Annotated in this window: 13 protein-coding genes and 1 pseudogene; 8 read left to right on the top strand and 6 right to left on the bottom strand. The window is 71.3% G+C overall.

All coding sequences use genetic code 11. The features are described from left to right. Positions 1-133 precede the first annotated feature (133 nt). Entirely contained in the window at positions 134-2,230 is a 2,097-nt protein-coding gene (locus tag F0344_RS18270) for an ATP-binding SpoIIE family protein phosphatase (protein WP_185299803.1), read from the top strand. Between the two features lie 18 nt (positions 2,231-2,248). Here F0344_RS18270 and F0344_RS18265 read toward each other — a convergent pair whose 3' ends face one another. From F0344_RS18265 to F0344_RS18255, 3 genes are all read right to left on the bottom strand, one after another. After that, positions 2,249-3,352 carry an AI-2E family transporter gene (locus F0344_RS18265; RefSeq protein WP_185299802.1) on the bottom strand — a complete coding sequence of 368 codons (1,104 nt, stop codon included), beginning with the start codon at positions 3,350-3,352 and terminating at the stop codon, positions 2,249-2,251. Between the two features lie 94 nt (positions 3,353-3,446). After that, on the bottom strand, positions 3,447-4,403 hold the full coding sequence (locus F0344_RS18260; RefSeq protein WP_185299801.1) for a pirin family protein: 957 nt from the start codon (positions 4,401-4,403) through the stop codon (positions 3,447-3,449). A 167-nt stretch (positions 4,404-4,570) separates the two neighbouring features. Continuing rightward, a complete protein-coding gene (locus F0344_RS18255) occupies positions 4,571-5,011 on the bottom strand; it encodes an SseB family protein (RefSeq protein ID WP_185299800.1) in 441 nt (146 codons plus the stop codon). Positions 5,012-5,178: 167 nt separating this feature from the next. Between F0344_RS18255 and F0344_RS18250 the strand changes: the two genes are divergently transcribed. Beyond that, positions 5,179-7,005 (top strand): acyl-CoA dehydrogenase, encoded by a 1,827-nt coding sequence (locus tag F0344_RS18250; RefSeq protein WP_185299799.1) that lies wholly within the window; start codon positions 5,179-5,181, stop codon positions 7,003-7,005. 424 nt (positions 7,006-7,429) lie between these two features. Next, a complete protein-coding gene (locus F0344_RS18245) occupies positions 7,430-8,728 on the top strand; it encodes a M18 family aminopeptidase (protein ID WP_185299798.1) in 1,299 nt (432 codons plus the stop codon). 49 nt (positions 8,729-8,777) lie between these two features. Here the strand turns inward: F0344_RS18245 and F0344_RS36850 are convergent. After that, positions 8,778-8,888: pseudogene (locus tag F0344_RS36850) on the bottom strand (AraC family transcriptional regulator); the annotation flags it as partial. A gap of 169 nt (positions 8,889-9,057) precedes the next feature. Between F0344_RS36850 and F0344_RS18240 the strand changes: the two are divergent. From F0344_RS18240 to F0344_RS18230, 3 genes are all read left to right on the top strand, one after another. Next, the gene (locus tag F0344_RS18240; protein WP_185299797.1) at positions 9,058-9,276 is read left to right on the top strand and encodes a DUF6458 family protein; all 219 of its coding nucleotides are present in this window, start codon (positions 9,058-9,060) and stop codon (positions 9,274-9,276) included. Between the two features lie 123 nt (positions 9,277-9,399). After that, positions 9,400-12,186, top strand: coding sequence for an AfsR/SARP family transcriptional regulator (locus F0344_RS18235; RefSeq protein WP_185299796.1), 2,787 nt, complete (start codon positions 9,400-9,402; stop codon positions 12,184-12,186). 261 nt (positions 12,187-12,447) lie between these two features. Then, the gene (locus tag F0344_RS18230; protein ID WP_185299795.1) at positions 12,448-13,128 is read left to right on the top strand and encodes a DUF4232 domain-containing protein; all 681 of its coding nucleotides are present in this window, start codon (positions 12,448-12,450) and stop codon (positions 13,126-13,128) included. A 158-nt stretch (positions 13,129-13,286) separates the two neighbouring features. On the opposite strand, the gene F0344_RS18225 is transcribed toward F0344_RS18230, so the two are convergent. Continuing rightward, a complete protein-coding gene (locus tag F0344_RS18225) occupies positions 13,287-15,131 on the bottom strand; it encodes an NHL domain-containing thioredoxin family protein (protein ID WP_185299794.1) in 1,845 nt (614 codons plus the stop codon). A gap of 86 nt (positions 15,132-15,217) precedes the next feature. Between F0344_RS18225 and F0344_RS18220 the strand changes: the two genes are divergently transcribed. Beyond that, the gene (locus F0344_RS18220; protein WP_185299793.1) at positions 15,218-15,703 is read left to right on the top strand and encodes an LURP-one-related/scramblase family protein; all 486 of its coding nucleotides are present in this window, start codon (positions 15,218-15,220) and stop codon (positions 15,701-15,703) included. Between the two features lie 43 nt (positions 15,704-15,746). On the opposite strand, the gene F0344_RS18215 is transcribed toward F0344_RS18220, so the two are convergent. After that, positions 15,747-16,538: a carbon-nitrogen family hydrolase gene (locus F0344_RS18215; protein WP_185299792.1), complete on the bottom strand. Its 792-nt coding sequence runs from the start codon at positions 16,536-16,538 to the stop codon at positions 15,747-15,749. A 206-nt stretch (positions 16,539-16,744) separates the two neighbouring features. Between F0344_RS18215 and F0344_RS18210 the strand changes: the two genes are divergently transcribed. Further along, positions 16,745-17,569 (top strand): maleylpyruvate isomerase family mycothiol-dependent enzyme, encoded by an 825-nt coding sequence (locus F0344_RS18210; RefSeq protein WP_185299791.1) that lies wholly within the window; start codon positions 16,745-16,747, stop codon positions 17,567-17,569. Positions 17,570-17,604 lie beyond the last annotated feature (35 nt).

Genomic DNA, 17,604 nt, shown 5'->3' with positions numbered 1-17,604 from the left:
ACCCCAGCATTGCCGTTGTCGTTTCGAGGTCTTGCGGGAGACATCGGGCGACGGGTCCGGGCCCCCGGCCGGCCGGCCCGGCGCCCCGTCCCCTCGGTGGCGTCCTGCGGGCACATCTTCTTAAAGTGGGGCAATGCGCACCGAGGAAGTCCTGGCCGCGATCGCGACCGGTCTGTGGTGCTGGGACAACGAAGCCGGGACGGTCACGCTCGACGCGGAGGCTGCCCGGCTCCTCGGCCTGCCCGCCGAGCCCGGCGACTTCAGAGAGTCCATGGTGCGTTCCCGGTTCCACCCGGTCGACTGGAACGAGATCTACGGGGTCGTGAATCTCGCGGTCTCCGAGGGCACCCTGGCCGAGGCCCGGCTGCGGATCGTGGACGAGGCGGGCCACGTGCTCCGTATCGTGCGCAGCCGGTCGAAGCCGGTCCTGCGGGCCGGCGGAGGCCCGCAGAGCTACGTGCTGACGGGCACCCTCCAGGAAGTCGCCGAGCCGCAACCGGACTCCACCGCCGAGCACACCGCGATCACCGGGGACTGGCGCCGCTCCCGTGAGGCGTTCCTGCTCGACGCGGGCCGGGCGCTGGCCGAGGCACGGTCCACCGAGGAGGTGCTGCGGGTCGCCGCCTCCCTCTCGATGCCCGGGTTCTCGCCGGACGGCCTCGCCGTGTTCGGCGTCGCGGGAGAGCGGCTGACGATCATCGGGCACCACGGGCACCACGTGGGCGACGAGCACCCCTTCGCCGACATGCCCCTGGACACGGACTATCCGGCCGCCGAGGCCGTACGGACGGGGCGGGCGATCTATCTGCCGTCGCCGGACGAGTACCGGCGGCAGTTCTCCGCCACCTGGCCGCTGGCCCGCCGCTTCGGACGCCGCTCCTGGGCGTTCCTGCCGCTGATCGCCTCCGGGCACGTGATGGGCGCCTGGATGGCCGGGTTCCGGCACCCCGTGTCCTTCTCGCCGGACGAGCGCGCCGTACTGACGACGGTCGCCCGGATGCTCGCCCAGGCTCTGGACCGTGCCGGGGCCGCAGAGACCGAACGCGAGCTCTCGCTGGGCCTCCAGCGCTCGATGATGCCGTCGCTGGGCCCCGGCATCCCGGGGATGCCGGTGGCCGCGCGCTACGTCCCCACCGGCGGCGGGCTCCAGGTCGGCGGCGACTGGTACGACATGATCCCGCTGCCCAACGGGCGTATGGCCCTCGTCATCGGTGACGTCCAGGGCCATGACGTACGGGCCGCCGGACTCATGGGCCAGTTGCGCATCGCCCTGCGCGCGTACGCCTCCGAGGGACACCGCCCCGACGCGGTGCTCTCCCGGGCCTCGCGCTTCCTCGCCGGCCTGGCGGAGGAGCAGGGGGGCTGCGAGAGCGCCGGCCCGCGCTTCGCGACCTGTCTGTACGCGGAGGCCGACCCGGAGACCGGCACCCTGGACATCGCCCGGGCAGGACATCCGGACCCGGTGGTGATCAGTGTGGACGGCACCGCGGTGATCCGGCAGACCGCGGGTGGACTGCCCCTGGGCATCGAGGCGGACTCGGACTATCCGACGACCAGGGTCGTTCTGGAACCGGGCGAAACGATCATGCTGTGCACGGACGGGCTCATCGAGACCGGCGGACACGACATGGCGACCGGCTGGCAGCGGCTACGGCCGATCCTTGAGCAGCCGACCGGGGACCTGGAGAAGCTCGCCGACGCCCTGGTCCAAGCCGTGCACGGCCCGACGTCCCACTACACGACCGGGCCGCTGGCGGACCGGCGCGAGGACGACATCGCCGTCCTGGTGCTCCGCCGCGAGGGCCCCACGACACGGCAGGCGCCCCCGCGCCGCACCGCCATGACCATCGCCCAGGCCGATCCGGAGCGGATCGCGGCGGCCCGGCAGCAGCTGCGCGAACTGCTGCACGACTGGGCCGACCCGGAGCAGGTCGACTCGGCGGTGCTGATGCTCTCGGAGATGGCCACCAATGTGCTCGTCCACACGGACGGCGACGCGCTGATGGTGGCGGAGGCCGGCGGGGAGCGGGGCGAGCGGCGGTTGCGCGTGGAGGTCGCCGACGGGAGCGACGAGCTGCCGCACAAACGGCGGCCGGGCGAGATGGCGTCCAGCGGGCGTGGGCTCGTGCTGATGGAGATGCTGGCCGACGCGTGGGGGGTGGACCCGCGGGGCGAGGGGAAGTCGATCTGGTTCGAGCTGCAGGAGACGCAGGAGCCGCCCGCTCCCTGAGGCCGGGCCGGCGGCGGTTCAGGCGTCGGCCCGGCTCGCGGGCGGGCCCTCACCGGCTTCCGGCGGCTCGCCGCGCTCCGGGGCCGCGTACCCCTTCCGCAGTTCCCCGATGACTCCGAACGCCGCCGCGCACAACGGGACCGCGAGCAGCATGCCCAGGATGCCCGCGACACTGGCGCCCGCGGTCAGCGCGATCATGATCATGGCGGGGTGCATCTGGACCGTACGGCTCTGGATCACCGGTTGGAGGACATGGCCCTCCAGCACCTGGACCGCGAGCACCACCCCGAGCGCCCAGGCCGCGATGACGAGACCGCGGTCGGCGAGCGCGACCAGGACGGCCACCGCACCGGAGATGAACGCCCCGAGATACGGGATGTAGGCCCCGACGAACACCAGCGCCCCCAGCCCCACCGCCCCCGGGACGCTCAGGACCAGCAAACCCACGGTGATGCACAGGGCGTCGATCAGCGCGATGAACGTGGTGCCCCGCATGAAGCCCTCGACGGCCTCGAAGGCCCGCCGCCCCACGGCCTCCACCAGATCACCGGTGCCGCGCGGGGCGATGGTGTGGGCGAGGTTCGCGGCCCGGTCGGAGTCGCGCAGGAAGAAGAACGTGAGCAGCAGAGCGAGCAAGCCGGTCGCCACGAAGGAGCCGACCAGGCTGATCCCGCTGAGCAGGCCGCCCGCGGCACTGGCGCCGAACTTCCCGACGAGGTTCTTGGCGTTGTCGGCGAGGTCGTCCACGTCCGTGCCGTCCGCGACACCGAAGTGGTCGATGATCCACTGACCGGCGTCCTTGAGCGAGTCCACGATCTGGCCGCCCGTGTCGATGAGCGCGGTGGCGACGATGTACCCGGCGCCGCCCACCACCGCGACGAGCGCGGCACAGGTCAGTCCGGCGGCCAGCGAACGGTTCACCCCGTGCGCGGCCAGCCGGCGGTGGACGGGGCCGAGCAGCGCCGTACCGAGCAGCGCGAGCAGGACCGGCGTGACGGCCGTCTTGAGCACGATGCACAGCCAGACGGCGACCGCGGTGACACCCATGACGAGGAGCAGGACGCAGCACCACGCGGCTGTCCGGCGCGCGCCGTCGGGCAGGAGGGGCTTGGGGGTCTGCACTCTCCCCACCCGATCACGGAGCGCGTACGGCGGCCCGCCCGCGCGGGCGTACGGGTGACGGCTCGTCACCCGTGCCCGGCGGGCGGACGGGGGGTCACATTCCGTGGACGGCGGGCACGGTGCCGAGGCGTCCGGCCTGGAAGTCCTCGAACGCCTGCTTCAACTCGGCCTGGCTGTTCATCACGAACGGCCCGTAGTGCGCCATCGGCTCGCGGATGGGCCTGCCACCGAGCAGGACGATCTCCAGGTCGGGGCTGTTGCCGTCCTGGAGATCGTCCGCGCGGAAGGTCAGCGAGGAGCCGCTGCCGAAGACGGCGGTCTGCCCCTTGATGACGGGCCTGCGCTCCGCGCCGGCGGTGCCGCGCCCGGCCAGGACGTACGCGAGGGCGTTGAAGTCCTCGCGCCAGGGCAGGGTCACCTCGGCGCCGGGACGGACGGTGGCGTGGATCATCGTGATCGGGGTGTGGGTGATCCCCGGGCCCTCGTGACCGTCCAGCTCACCGGCGATGACACGGAGCAGCGCGCCGCCGTCCGGGGAGGCGAGGAGCTGGACCTGACCGCCGCGGATGTCCTGGTAGCGGGGGGGCATCATCTTGTCGGCCTTGGGCAGGTTCACCCAGAGCTGGAGGCCGTGGAAGAGGCCGCCGGACATGACGAGGGACTCCGGCGGGGCCTCGATGTGCAGCAGGCCGGAGCCGGCTGTCATCCACTGGGTGTCGCCGTTCTCGATGGTGCCGCCACCCCCGTTGCTGTCCTGGTGGACGAAGGTGCCGTCGATCAGATAGGTCACGGTCTCGAAGCCGCGGTGCGGGTGCCAGGGCGTGCCCTTCGGCTCGCCCGCGGCGTACTCCACCTCACCCATCTGGTCCATCATGATGAACGGGTCGAGGTGCTTGTAGTCGATGCCCGCGAAGGCCCGGCGCACCGGGAAGCCCTCCCCCTCGAACCCCGTGGGCGCGGTCGTGACCGCGAGCACGGGACGGGCCACGGCGTCGCCCTGGGCAGCCACCTTGGGCAGGCTCAACGGGTTTTCGACGGTCACTGCGGGCATCGGAAGCCACCTCCTGGATTGTCCTGATTCCAATTTAGTTGAATGGTGAACATCCTGCAAGGGTGGATCCATTCCCCGCCCGGCCCCGGACAGCACGAAGGCCCGCACCCCAGGGGTGCGGGCCCGCCAGGACGGCCGCGCGTCGGCCGTCCTGGAAGCGACGAGTCCTAGCCGTACATCCGGCGCATCGCGAAGTCGACCATCTGCTCCACGGCCTTGGCGTCGAAGACCATGCGGTGGTCGCCCTCCATGTCGAGGACGAAGCCGTAGCCGGTGGGCAGCAGGTCGATCACCTCGGCGCCGGTGATCACGAAGTACTTCGACTCCTTGCCCGCGTACAGCCGCAGCTCCTTGAGGGTGGTGAACATCGGGATCACGGGCTGCTGGGTGTTGTGCAGGGCCAGGAACCCCGGATTGTCCCCGCGCGGGCAGTAGACCTTCGAGGTCGCGAAGATCTGCTGGAAGTCCTCCGCGGACAGAGAGCCCGTGGTGAAGGCCCGGACCGCGTCCGCCAGGGACGGCGGCGAGGGTTCGGGATACAGCGGCTGCTCGCCGTAGCCGCCACCCATCTGCTGCTGCGCGCCCGGGTTCTGGTCATAGCCGTACATGCCGCAAAGAGTAATCGGACACATCGGCCCCTTGAGGGGTTGCGCCTTATTACTGACGGGTAGCATCATCGTAGAGGTCAGCTGATATACCCACGCCAGCTCGTCGCCCGACCCTGACCCCTCCCCGGGGCGCTGCGCGCCACTGCTATTGATTACGGAGCCTTCCCATGGGGCACTACAAGTCGAATCTCCGCGACATCGAGTTCAACCTCTTCGAGGTCCTCGGGCGCGACAAGGTGTATGGCACCGGCACATTCGCCGAGATGGACGTCGACACCGCGAAGACCATCCTCGACGAGATCAACCGCCTCGCGGCGAACGAGCTCGCCGCCTCCTTCGCGGACGCCGACCGCAACCCGCCGGTGTTCGACCCGGAGACCAACACCGCTCCGGTGCCCGCCACCTTCAAGAAGTCGTACCAGGCCTTCATGGACTCCGAGTACTGGCGCCTGGGCGTGCCCGAGGAGATCGGCGGCACCACCGCGCCGCGCTCCCTGATCTGGGGTTACGCGGAGCTGCTGCTCGGTTCGAACCCGGCCGTCTGGATGTACTCCTCCGGCCCGGCCTTCGCCGGGATCCTCTTCGAAGAGGGCAACGAGGCGCAGAAGAAGATCGCGGAGATCGCCGTCGAGAAGCAGTGGGGCTCGACGATGGTGCTGACCGAGCCCGACGCGGGTTCGGACGTCGGCGCCGGCCGCACGAAGGCCGTCGAGCAGGAGGACGGCTCCTGGCACATCGAGGGCGTGAAGCGCTTCATCACCTCGGGCGAGCACGACATGTCCGAGAACATCCTCCACTACGTCCTGGCGCGCCCCGAGGGCGCGGGCCCCGGCACCAAGGGCCTGTCGCTCTACATGGTCCCGAAGTTCCACTTCGACTGGACCACCGGCGAGCTGGGCGAGCGCAACGGCGTGTACGCGACGAACGTCGAGCACAAGATGGGCCTCAAGGCGTCCAACACGTGCGAGATGACGTTCGGCGACCAGCACCCCGCCAAGGGCTGGCTCGTCGGTGACAAGCACGACGGCATCCGCCAGATGTTCCGCATCATCGAGTTCGCCCGCATGATGGTCGGCACGAAGGCCATCGCGACGCTGTCGACGGGTTACCTGAACGCGCTGGAGTACGCCAAGGAGCGCGTCCAGGGCACGGACCTCTCGCAGTTCATGGACAAGACGGCGCCCAAGGTCACCATCACGCACCACCCCGACGTACGCCGCTCGCTCATGACGCAGAAGGCGTACGCGGAGGGCATGCGCTCCCTCGTGCTCTACACCGCCACCGTCCAGGACGCGATCCAGGAGAAGGAGGCCGCGGGCGAGGACGCGAAGGCGCTGAACGGCCTCAACGACCTGCTGCTCCCGATCGTGAAGGGCTACGGCTCCGAGAAGTCGTACGAGCAGCTCGCCCAGTCGCTCCAGACCTTCGGCGGTTCCGGTTACCTCCAGGAGTACCCGGTCGAGCAGTACATCCGTGACGCCAAGATCGACACCCTGTACGAGGGCACCACGGCGATCCAGGGCCAGGACTTCTTCTTCCGGAAGATCGTCCGCGACCAGGGCGCCTCGCTGAACACGCTCTCCGAGGAGATCAAGAAGTTCCTCGCCGAGCACCAGGGCAACGAGGAGCTCGCCACCGCGGTCGACTCGCTCGCCAAGGCGGCCGTGGACCTGGAGGCGATCGTCGGCACGATGATCACCGACCTCACGGCGACCGGCGAGGACGTCAAGAACATCTACAAGGTCGGCCTCAACACGACCCGGCTGCTGATGGCCTCCGGCGATGTCGTCGTCGGCTACCTGCTGCTCAGGGGCGCGGCCGTGGCCGCCGAGAAGCTGCCGACCGCCTCCCCGAAGGACGTCGCCTTCTACCAGGGCAAGATCGCCGCGGCGAAGTTCTTCGCCGCGAACATCCTGCCGGGTGTGGGCGCCGAGCGCGCGCTCGCGGAGGCCGTCGACAACTCGCTGATGGAGCTGGACGAGGCCGCGTTCTAGTACGCGTCCCGCCTGTCGCAGCCTGCGAGAAGGCCCGCCCCGCTACGGACGCTGTTGAACAGCGTCCGCTACGGGGCGGGCCTTCTCTATGTACGCGAGGACGTCGACCGCCCGCCAAGAGCTGGCGAGCCAGCTTGGAGGCCTCCACAGTGCGGAGTACCACAAGGTTCACAAGGAGCAGAACAGCACCCGGGTGAAGGTGCGGCCCGCGCTGGAGAAGGCGCTCGCGTCGGCCCACCAGTTCAATCGAACACCGAGAAGCGACAGGACCTCCGGAGCCGTACCAAGTCCATGATCAAGTGCTTGGCGCCGACGGCTGTACCGATGGTTCCCACGGGCGTACCGGCACGCTCGGCATACGCGGCATGTGCCACCGCGCGGCAACCGTGAATCCTCCCTCTCCACCGTCGTTACAGTGAAGAACATGAGTTCTCCCCTCCGCTTCGACCGCGGGCACACCGACGACCTGATGACCTTCCTGATGGCCAGCCCCTCCCCGTACCACGCGGTGGCTTCCGCCGCCGCGCGACTGGAGAAGGCCGGCTTCCGGCAGGTCGAGGAGACCGCGGCCTGGGACGCGGCCTCCGGTGGGAAGTACGTGCTGCGCGGCGGGGCGATCATCGCCTGGTACGTGCCGGAGGGCGCCGAGGCGCACACCCCGTTCCGGATCGCCGGAGCACACACCGACTCGCCGAACCTCCGGGTGAAGCCGCTGCCGGACACCGGTTCGTACGGCTGGCGCCAGGTCGCCGTCGAGATCTACGGCGGGACGCTCCTGAACACCTGGCTCGACCGGGACCTGGGCCTGGCCGGCCGGCTCTCCCTGCGCGACGGCACGCACCGGCTGGTCAACGTCGACCGGGCGCTCCTGCGCGTACCGCAGCTGGCCGTCCACCTCGACCGGTCGGCCAACTCCGACGGCCTCAAGCTCGACCGCCAGAAGCACATGCAGCCCATCTGGGGCCTGGGCGACGTCGAGGAGGGCGATCTGATCCGCTTCGTCGCCGAGGAGGCGGGCGTCGACGCCGAGGACGTGACCGGCTGGGACCTGATGCCGCACGCCATCGAGCCGCCGTCCTATCTGGGCCGCGACCGGGAGCTGCTGGCCGGCCCCCGGATGGACAACCTGCTCTCCGTGCACGCGGCGACCGCCGCGCTCGCGGCCGTCGCCGGACAGCCGGACGACAAGATTCCGTACATCCCGGTACTCGCCGCGTTCGACCACGAGGAGAACGGCTCGCAGTCGGACACCGGCGCCGACGGCCCGCTGCTGGGCACCGTCCTGGAGCGCTCCGTGTTCGCGCGCGGCGGCAGTCTCGAAGACCGCGCCCGTGCCTTCGCCGGCACCGTCTGCCTCTCCTCCGACACCGGGCACGCGGTGCACCCGAACTACGCGGAGCGCCACGACCCGACGCACCACCCGGTGGCCAACGGCGGACCGATCCTCAAGGTCAACGTCAATATGCGGTACGCGACCGACGGCAGCGGCCGGGCCGTGTTCGCGGCGGCGTGCGAGAAGGCCGGGGTGCCGTGGCAGACGTTCGTCTCCAACAACGCGATGCCGTGCGGAACGACGATCGGACCGATCACCGCCGCCCGTCACGGCATCCAGACCGTCGACGTCGGCGTCGCGATCCTGTCGATGCACAGCGCCCGTGAGCTGTGCGGCGCCGACGACCCGTACCTGCTCGCGAACGCGCTGACGGCGTTCCTGGCGGGCTGACAGAACCACCCGCTGGTCCCCCTGCCGGCGGACGGCAGGGGGACCGCTGTCATTCCGTGCCGGTCCGGAACCGGCGCCGGTACACGGTCGGTGTCGTGTCGAGCCTGCGGCGGAACGCCCTGATCAGAGTGTCGACGGTGCCGAACCCACAGGCGTCTGCCCGGTCACCGGGCACACCGCGGCAGTGTGACCACCAGGCACCCCTGGCCCAGCGGCCGGGGGGTGCCTGCTGTTGTCCCGACGGCCTTCCCACGCATGGGCGTTGGCAAGCCGGGTACGCGATCCGTACACCGGCCCGGAGCCTCCGGGCCATCGAGGAGGCAGAACTCATGGGACTCGGAGGATGCATCGTCCTCATCGGGGCAGGGGCAATTCTCGCCTTCGCCACCGACTGGAAACTGGACAGCGTCAACGTCGACCTGGTCGGCTGGATCATGATGGTCGTCGGACTCATCGGCGTCCTCACCTATGTGAGCATCGCGCGCCGCCGCCGCATGGTCGTACCGCCCACGGCGGTCGTACCCGAGGAGGGACGCCGCTACCCGTAAGGCTCCGGGGGACGGCCGGTCCCACCTGGGAGCACCGGGCATCCGGGCGCACCCGCGCCCCGATATTCTGGGTGCACGCGTCGCCCGACCGGGTGCGTCCCTCCCCCCCACCGAGAGGCACTCGTGGAGTTCCGGCTGCTCGGCACCGTCTCCATCGACACCCTCTCGGGTCCCCTCCCGCTGGGGCCCGCCAAGCGCCGTAGCCTGCTCGCAGCCCTGCTACTGCGCGCCAACACGCCCGTTTCCATCAACCAGTTGACGGACGCGCTGTGGGACGACGAACCTCCGCTGCACGCGCGTACCGTCATCCAGGGCCATGTGTCCCGGCTGCGCGCCCTCCTGATGGGCGCCGACGCCCAGGCGTACGAGGTCGAACTGACCACGCTCGGCGACGCCTATCTGCTGCGGGTGCCGGAATCACTGCTCGACTCGCAGCGGTTCGAGGAGCTGCTCATGCTCGCGCGCGAGCAGCGCAGCGCCACCGACACCGTGCTGATGCTCAAGGAAGCCCTCGCGTTGTGGCAGGGCCCCCCGCTCACCGGTGTGTTCGCCGGCCCGCCGCTCCAGGCCGCCGCGCACTCCCTGGAGGAGTCGCGGCTGGCCACGGTGGAGCAGCTGGCCGGTGCCTATGCCCGCCTGGGCGAACACAACCGGGCCGCCGCGGTGCTGCGGGCGGAGGCCGTGGCGCACCCGATGCGGGAGTCGCTGGCGGCGGCGCTGATGACGGCCCTGTACCGGTCCGGCCGGCAGTCGGAGGCCCTGGACTGGTTCCACCGCACCCGGCGGCTGCTCGCCGACGAGCTGGGCGTGGATCCCGGGCGTGAACTCGCCGACGCGTACGCCCTGATCCTGCGGGGCGACCCCGGGGAGGGCCCGCGGTCCTCCGACGGCCCCGGACCCGTGCCCACGCAGCTCCGCCCGGCGGCCATCGGCGTCGACGTGCCGGCCCCCCTCGCCCCCGCCCTCGCTCCCGCGCACCACGGCAGCGAGTCACACACCGCCGACCTGCTGCCCCGCGCACCGCGCGGCTTCCACGGGCGGCTCCCCGAACTGGCCTCACTGTCCCGGGCCGCGGCGGGCGAGGCACCCATCTGCCTGGTCACCGGGCCGACGGGCATCGGAAAGACCACACTCGCGCTCCAATGGGCGCACCGCAATCTCGCCGCGTTCCCCGACGGGCGCCTCTTCGCCGATCTGCGCGGCTTCAGCGACACCGGTGAGTCCGAACCACTGGAGATCCTGCGCGAGTTCCTGCTCGCACTCGGCGTCGCACCCCGCCGAGTCCCGGAATCCGTCCCGGCCGCCGCCGCGCTCTTCCGCTCGATGACCGCCCGCCGCAGTCTCCTCGTCGTACTCGACAACGCCCGCGACTCCGCCCAGCTCAGGCCACTGCTGCCGGGCGGCACCGACTGCGTCACCGTGGTCACCAGCCGCCACCGGCTGGAAGGCATCATCGCCTCGGACGCGGCCAGGCCCGTCCCCCTCGACATCCTCGGCCCGCAGGACGGCGTGGCCCTGCTGGCGGGCGTGCTCGGCGAGGAGCGGGTGCTCGCCGAACCCGTGGCGGCCCGCCGCATCGCCGAGCTCTGCGGCGGACTGCCGCTCGCCCTCCGGGTCACCGCGGCACGCCTGGCGGGCCGCCCGGGGCGCACCCTGGCCGGGACGGCCGCCGAACTGTCCGACGAACAGAGCCGGCTGGCCTACCTCGAAGGCGAGGACACCGGCGTCTCGGCCGCACTGCGGCTGACCGTGCAGCAGCTGCCGCCCGAGGCCGTGCACCACTTCGCCCGCCTCGGCCACCACCCCGGCGGGCACTTCGACCCGTACACGGCGGCCGCGCTCGCCGGCACCGACCCGGTCACCGCGGCGACCGCGCTGGAACGCCTCGGAGCCGCCCACCTCGTCACGGAGACGGCGCCCGCCCGCTGGGTCCTGCACGACCTCGTCCGCCTGTACGCCCGTGGCCTGGACCCGGCCTCGGGGCGCGAGGCCCTCATCGGCGTCCTCGACCACTACATCGCGACCGCGCTCGCCGCCGCCGACACGGCCGAGCCGGGGGGCGAGCCGTGCTTCGTCCTGCCGGACGCCTTCCACCGCCCCACCGCGGTACGCGACTTCACCGGCCGCGCTGAGGCGATGCACTGGCTGTCCGCGGAACGCGAGGACCTGACCCTGGCCGCCGCCGCGGCCCGTACCGCTGGGCTCGACGACCGGGCCTGGCGGATCATCCTGCTCCAGTGGCCCCAGGTGGTGTGGCGGGCACGGGACAACTGGACGCCGATGCTGGAGACGGCCCTCGCCGCCGCGCGCGACCTCGGCGATCCGTACGCCGAGTCCCGGGTGACCACGCTGCTCGGCTGGGTCCTGACCGAGGAGGGCAGGACCGCCGAGGCCGTCGCCCTGCTCGAGGGCTCCCCGGGCCTCGCCCGGCAGGCCGGGGACCCGCTCGGCGAAGCGACCGCGCTGATCAACCTGGCGATCGTCCAGGCCGGACAGGGGGATCTGGAGTCGGCGTTGGAGGGCTGCGCGAGGGCCATCGAGCTGGGCCGCGAGGAGCGGGACGCCCACACCGAGATGCTCGCCCTGCAGCACCTCGCCCGGATGCAGCTCGCCGCGAACCGGCCGCAGGAGGCGCTCGACGCCGCCCGTGCCGCCCTGGATCTCGGACCCGAGCACGAGGAGGCGGCCCGCCGGGTGCTGCTGACGACCCTCTGCGGCGAGGCACACCTCGCGCTGGGCGCGAAGAGCGAGGGCATACGGCTGCTCAACCGGGCCGCCCGCGAGGCGGAGGACACCGGATTCAGCGAGGGCGCGGTACGGGCCCTGGGAGCGTTGTGCCAGGTCACGGCAGATCCGGACCACAGCAGACGGTACGAGCGGGCAGTCCTCAGGCTCTCCGACGACGGCTGACGCGCCGGGCTGACGCGCGTGTTGACGCGCCGGGCTGACGCGGCGGCCGGGGGCTCGCGCGGCGGGATCGCGGCCGGACGTTAGCGGCACGACAGCGAAACGTCACCGTCGGGCGGCAGACTCATGGATGTCGGCAGGTCAGGGGCGTTTCACCGCAACGACGGGAAACAGCCCCGGATCGCCCCACCTCTCAGCCCGTCGACCGCCGGACCGACCACCCGACGCGTCGGACTCCGCACCACCCGACCCGGGGGACCCCTCATGCGCACGTACCGTCACCGATCCGCCCTGCTCACCGCCGCGACCACCGCCGCGCTCGCCCTCGCCCTCACCGCCTGTGGCGGGGACGCGTCCGGCACGAAGTCCGCAGGCCCGGCGGACAGCGGTTCCGCATCCGCCACCGCCGAGGATTCCGCACCGGGCGGCGGCGGTGCGCCCGCCGACGACACCGGGACCCCGCAGGACACCGCCGCCGCGCAGACCACCGGCACCGGTACCGCGGGCACCGGTGCCTCCGGGGCCGCACCCGTCTGCACCACCGAGGACGTCTCCATCAGCGCCGCCCGCCAGGACGGCCCGCCCTACACACACATCGTCCTCACGGCGAAGAACACCTCCGGACAGAGCTGCACGATCAAGGGCTTCCCGAAGGTCCAGTTCCTGGAGAGCCACAAGGAGAACGTGCCCGCCGTCGCCAAGAGCAAGCCGGCCGCCCCGGTCGTGCTCCCGGCCGGTGCTCCCGCGTACGCCCTGGTGAAGCTGTCCGACGGCGGCGTCGACGAGGAGAACGAGCCGGTGTCCGCCTTCTCCGTACAACTCGAGGGCGGCGACCACACGGCCACCGTGCAGGCTCCAGGCTCCGGCGGCATCGCCGTCGACCCGGCCGTCTGGGCCACCGGCTACTGGACCCCCGAACTCCGCAACGGCGCCGACGACTTCTGAGCGGCGGCTCCCCGAGCGGAGCGCGGGCGCCCGTCACCCCCGAACGGGGCGCGGGCCGGCACCCCGAACGGCCCGCGGGCCCGGTCCGGAGGATTCCACCGGACCGGGCCCGCCCGCGTATCCGCACGCGGCGCCGCCGTCGGAGAGCGACGAGAAGGTCAGGCGTCATCCATGCCCGCGAGCACCAGCGGCAGCCGGGACACACCATCGGCGGTCACCCGGAGCGGCACGCCCCAGTCCTGCTGGTGGACATGGCAGGCCGGGTACTCGTTGTCCGGGTCGTCGTCACAGGACGCCGCCATCGCCGAGACGTGCAGCACGCCTTCCGTGAGCCCGTCCGCCAAGACGAGCTCCCGGAACAGGTCCGTGCCGGGCCCCGCCCCCTCCGCCAGCAGTTCGGGCGGCGTGGAGGAGACCAGCAGCCGGGTCGAGGGACCGTACCGGGTGTCCAGCTTCTGACCGGCCGGCGCCTGGAAGACCACATCGAGCCGGAGCGCCCCCGGCGCGACCTCGGTGGCCTCCCGCTGCGTCCGGTGGGCCTCGCCCGAGACGCGTACGGCCTCCTCGGGCAGCCGCAGCCGGGTCAGCCGGTGCCGGGCCGACTCCACGACGACCAGATCACCGTCGGCCAGCACCGCGTCGCTGGGCTCGCGCATATCCGTGGCCAGCGTGGTGACCTCGCCGCTCACGGGGTCGTACCGCCGCAGCGCGTGGTTGTACGTGTCGCTGACGGCGACGGACCCGTCGGGCAGCGCGGTGACGCCCAGCGGGTGCTGGAAGAGTGCCTGGCCGGCGGCGCCGTCGCGGTGACCGAAGTCGAAGAGCCCGGTACCGACGGCGGTGTGGACGGAGCCGTCCCGCTCGACGTACCGCAGGGCGGAGGTCTCCGGGTCCGCGACCCACAGCCGCTCGCCGTCGACGGAGGTGGCGAGCCCGGAGGGCTGGGCGAACCACGCTTCGGCGGCGGGCCCGTCGACCAGTCCCTCGTTCGTCGTGCCCGCCTCGACCCGCACGCTCAGGGTCCCGGGGTCGTACGACCACAGCTGGTGCACGCCCGCCATCGCGATCCACAGGCGGTCGTCGAACCAGGCGATGTCCCAGGGCGAGGAGAGGTCGACGTCCTTGGCCGGGCCGTGGTTCGGGGCGCCCTGCCACCACTGGCGGCCGGTCCCGGCGAGCGTGCTCGTCAGGCCGGTGCCCAGGTCGAGCGCCCGGATCGCGTGGTTGACCGTGTCCGCGACGGCGATACGCCCGTCGGGCAGCACGGCGAGCCCCTGCGGCTCACTGAACCTGACCTCGTCCGGCCCGCCGTCCACCAGCCCGCGCTCACCCGTACCGAAGTACCGGCGGACGGTCTCGCCGTCCCCATCGAGCTCGGCCAGGCGGTGCCGTGTGGTGTCGGAGACCAGGAAGCCGCCGTCGGGGAGGGCCAGCGCCTTGCCGGGGAAGCGCAGATACGTGGCCACCGGCTCCGGAGCGACATAGGGGCCGTCGCCCCGCCGCAGCGTGCCCTTCGCGCCGTGCTCGGCCTCCAGCTCCTCGACCAGCTTCCCGATGGCGTGCGCGTGCCCCTCACCGGCGTGCTGGGCGACGACATACCCCTCGGGATCGATCACGACGAGCGTCGGCCAGGCCCGTACGGCGTACTGCTTCCAGGTGGCGAGCTCGGGATCGTCGAGGACGGGGTGATGAACCTCGTACCGCTCGACGGCGTCCACGACGGCCTGGTGCTCGGCCTCGTGCACGAACTTCGGCGAGTGCACACCGATGATCACCACCGTGTCGCGGTGCTTCTCCTCCAGCTCACGGAGCTCATCGAGGACATGCAGACAATTCACACAGCAGAACGTCCAGAAATCGAGGATCAATGTGCGACCTCGGAAGTCGGCGAGCTTCAGGTCCTTGCCGCCGGTGTTGATCCAGCCCCCCTTGCCGATCAGCTCGGGGGCACGGACACGGGCACGGCGGGGCGCGGGGGTGGGCGCCGGGGCGGCATCGTTCATGCTTCAAGCTTGCCATCCTGGTATGAACGTCGGCCCTCACCGTGCCCTGCACGCATTCCGCAGGGGGCTCGGGGACCCTGTGAGCCATGAGACTTCTCGTACGTGAGCGACTGTTCGCCATCGGTGACGACTACTGGATCGAGGACACGGAGGGCCGCAAGGTCTTCCTGGTCGACGGCAAGGCCATGCGGATGCGGGACACCTTCGAGCTGAAGGACACGCAGGGCCGGATCCTCATCGAGCTGCGGCAGAAGCTGATCAGCCTGCGCGACACGATGATCATCGAACGCGACGGCGAACCACTCGCCGAGGTCAAGCGGAAGCGGCTGTCGCTGCTGCGCAACCACTACCGGGTGACGCTGGTGGACGGCACCGAACTCGACGTCAGCGGACGCATCCTCGACCGCGAGTTCGCCATCGACTACGACGGGGAGCTGCTCGCCCAGATCTCCAGGCGCCGGCTCACCGTGCGCGACACGTACGGCATCGACGTCGTACGCGAGGACGCCGACACCGCCCTGCTCATCGCCGTGTCGATGTGCGTGATCGTGCTCGCGGACAAGGAGGGATGATCCAGCGCCTGTTTCACGTGAAACAGGCGCCCGCACCCATGAGTCAGCGCGGCGCGGCGAGGCCGAGGCGGCGGTCCTTCAGAGCCGGGAACTGGTCCCGCGTGGCGGCCGTCCTGGCCGGGTCGAACTCCACGGTCAGGATCTCCTCGTCCCCGCCCGCCTCGGCCAGCACCTCGCCCCAGGGGTCGACGACGATGCTGTGCCCGGCCTGCGGGACGTCGGCGTGCGTGCCCGCGGTGCCGACGGCCAGGACGTACGCCTGGTTCTCGACGGCGCGGGCCTGCGCCAGCAGGGTCCAGTGGGCGCGGCGGCGTTCCGGCCAGCCGGCGGCCACGACCAGGGTGTCGGCGCCCGCGTCGACCAGCCCGCGGAACAGCTCCGGGAAACGCAGGTCATAACAGGTGGCGAGACCCAGGGTGGTCTGCGGCAGAGCGACCGTGACCAGTTCCTCGCCCGCGCCCATCATCACGGCCTCGCCCTTGTCGAAGCCGAAGAGGTGGATCTTGCGGTAGGAGGCCACGCGCTCGCCTTCGGGCGAGAAGACCAGCGAGGTGTTGTACAGGGCGCCGTCCGACGCCCGTTCGACGAAGGAGCCGGCGTGCAGCCACACCCCGGCCTCCGCCGCGGCCTTCGCCATCACCTGATGCGTGGGGCCCTCGAAAGGTTCGGCCTCGTCCTCGAACGCGGTGTAGGCGAAGGCGCCGACCGGCCAGAGTTCCGGGAGAACCACCAGGTCCGCGCCCCGTTGGGAGCCGACCAGTGAAGCCACGCGTTCTCTGCGGGCATTGACGGATTCGTCCGGTTCTACTGCGATCTGGATGAGGGAGGCGCGCACACTACCACCGTCCTGGCATTCGAGCCGTCAACACGGGCCTACGATCGTCACACGAAAGCACTGCCGGGGTGCCTGCTCGCAGCGTAACTTAGCCAACGAACCTCAACCGCAGACAGCATCCCGCAGACAGCGCCGTCAGTTCCGGCCAGCGCGCCGGTACTCCCTGCTCTCCAGCCCATGCACCGCAGAACCGCACGAGGGGTCCCGTGACCGTCCATCCCAGCCTCCAGACCTACGCCGACGCCTGGACCCACTCCATCGAGTCGATAGCCGAGCTGGTGAAGCCGCTCGTCGAAGGGGAGTGGAATCGCCGCACGCCGTGCCCCGGCTGGTCGCTGCGCGACATCGTGTCGCACATCATCGGCATGGAGTGCGAGATGCTCGGCGATCCGCGCCCGATCCACACACTGCCGCGCGATCTGTACCACGTGCAGAACGACTTCACGCGGTACATGGAGATGCAGGTCGACGTGCGGCGCCACCACACCGCGCCGGAGATGACCTCCGAGCTGGAGTACACCGTCATCCGCCGCGCCCGCCAGCTGCGCAACGAGTCGCGGGCCCCCGAGACCATGGTCCGGGCGCCGCTCGGGACGGAACAGACGCTGGAAGTGGCGCTGCACATGAGGGCCTTCGACGTCTGGGTGCACGAGCAGGACCTGCGTACGACGCTGGGCCTCCCGGGCAACCTGGACTCCCCCGGCGCCCTCGTCGCCCGGGACACCCTGCTCTCCGCACTGCCGAAGGTCGTCGCCAAGGACGCGGGCGCGCCCGCCAATTCGGCGGTGGTGCTCGATGTGCACGGGCCGGTGGAGTTCCTGCGCACGGTCCGTGTGGACGCGGACGGCCGCGGCTCGATCGACGGGGCGCCCTCCCTGGGTCCCGCCGTGACGCTGGCGATGGACTGGGAGACGTATTACCGCCTCGCCTGCGGCAGGGTCAGGGCGACCGCGGTCGCGGACCGGATCAAGGTCGAGGGCGACCAGGACCTCGGCGCCGCGATCCTGCACCACTTCGCCGTGACGCCGTAGTTCCACCGGTCGGCGACGCCCGTCCTCGAGCGACG

This window comes from Streptomyces finlayi (genome assembly GCF_014216315.1).
Taxonomy (GTDB): Bacteria; Actinomycetota; Actinomycetes; order Streptomycetales; family Streptomycetaceae; genus Streptomyces; species Streptomyces finlayi_A.
The sequence above is the reverse complement of the archived record's forward strand: the minus strand, read 5'-3'. Positions and strand labels throughout refer to the sequence as shown.

Coding starts and splice junctions, on each gene's coding strand:
- F0344_RS18270 (WP_185299803.1), top strand. CDS start 134: ATGCGCACCGAGGAAGTCCTGGCCGCGATCGCGACCGGTCTGTGGTGC.
- F0344_RS18260 (WP_185299801.1), bottom strand. CDS start 4,403: ATGCCCGCAGTGACCGTCGAAAACCCGTTGAGCCTGCCCAAGGTGGCT.
- F0344_RS18255 (WP_185299800.1), bottom strand. CDS start 5,011: ATGTACGGCTATGACCAGAACCCGGGCGCGCAGCAGCAGATGGGTGGC.
- F0344_RS18250 (WP_185299799.1), top strand. CDS start 5,179: ATGGGGCACTACAAGTCGAATCTCCGCGACATCGAGTTCAACCTCTTC.
- F0344_RS18245 (WP_185299798.1), top strand. CDS start 7,430: ATGAGTTCTCCCCTCCGCTTCGACCGCGGGCACACCGACGACCTGATG.
- F0344_RS18240 (WP_185299797.1), top strand. CDS start 9,058: ATGGGACTCGGAGGATGCATCGTCCTCATCGGGGCAGGGGCAATTCTC.
- F0344_RS18230 (WP_185299795.1), top strand. CDS start 12,448: ATGCGCACGTACCGTCACCGATCCGCCCTGCTCACCGCCGCGACCACC.
- F0344_RS18225 (WP_185299794.1), bottom strand. CDS start 15,131: ATGAACGATGCCGCCCCGGCGCCCACCCCCGCGCCCCGCCGTGCCCGT.
- F0344_RS18220 (WP_185299793.1), top strand. CDS start 15,218: ATGAGACTTCTCGTACGTGAGCGACTGTTCGCCATCGGTGACGACTAC.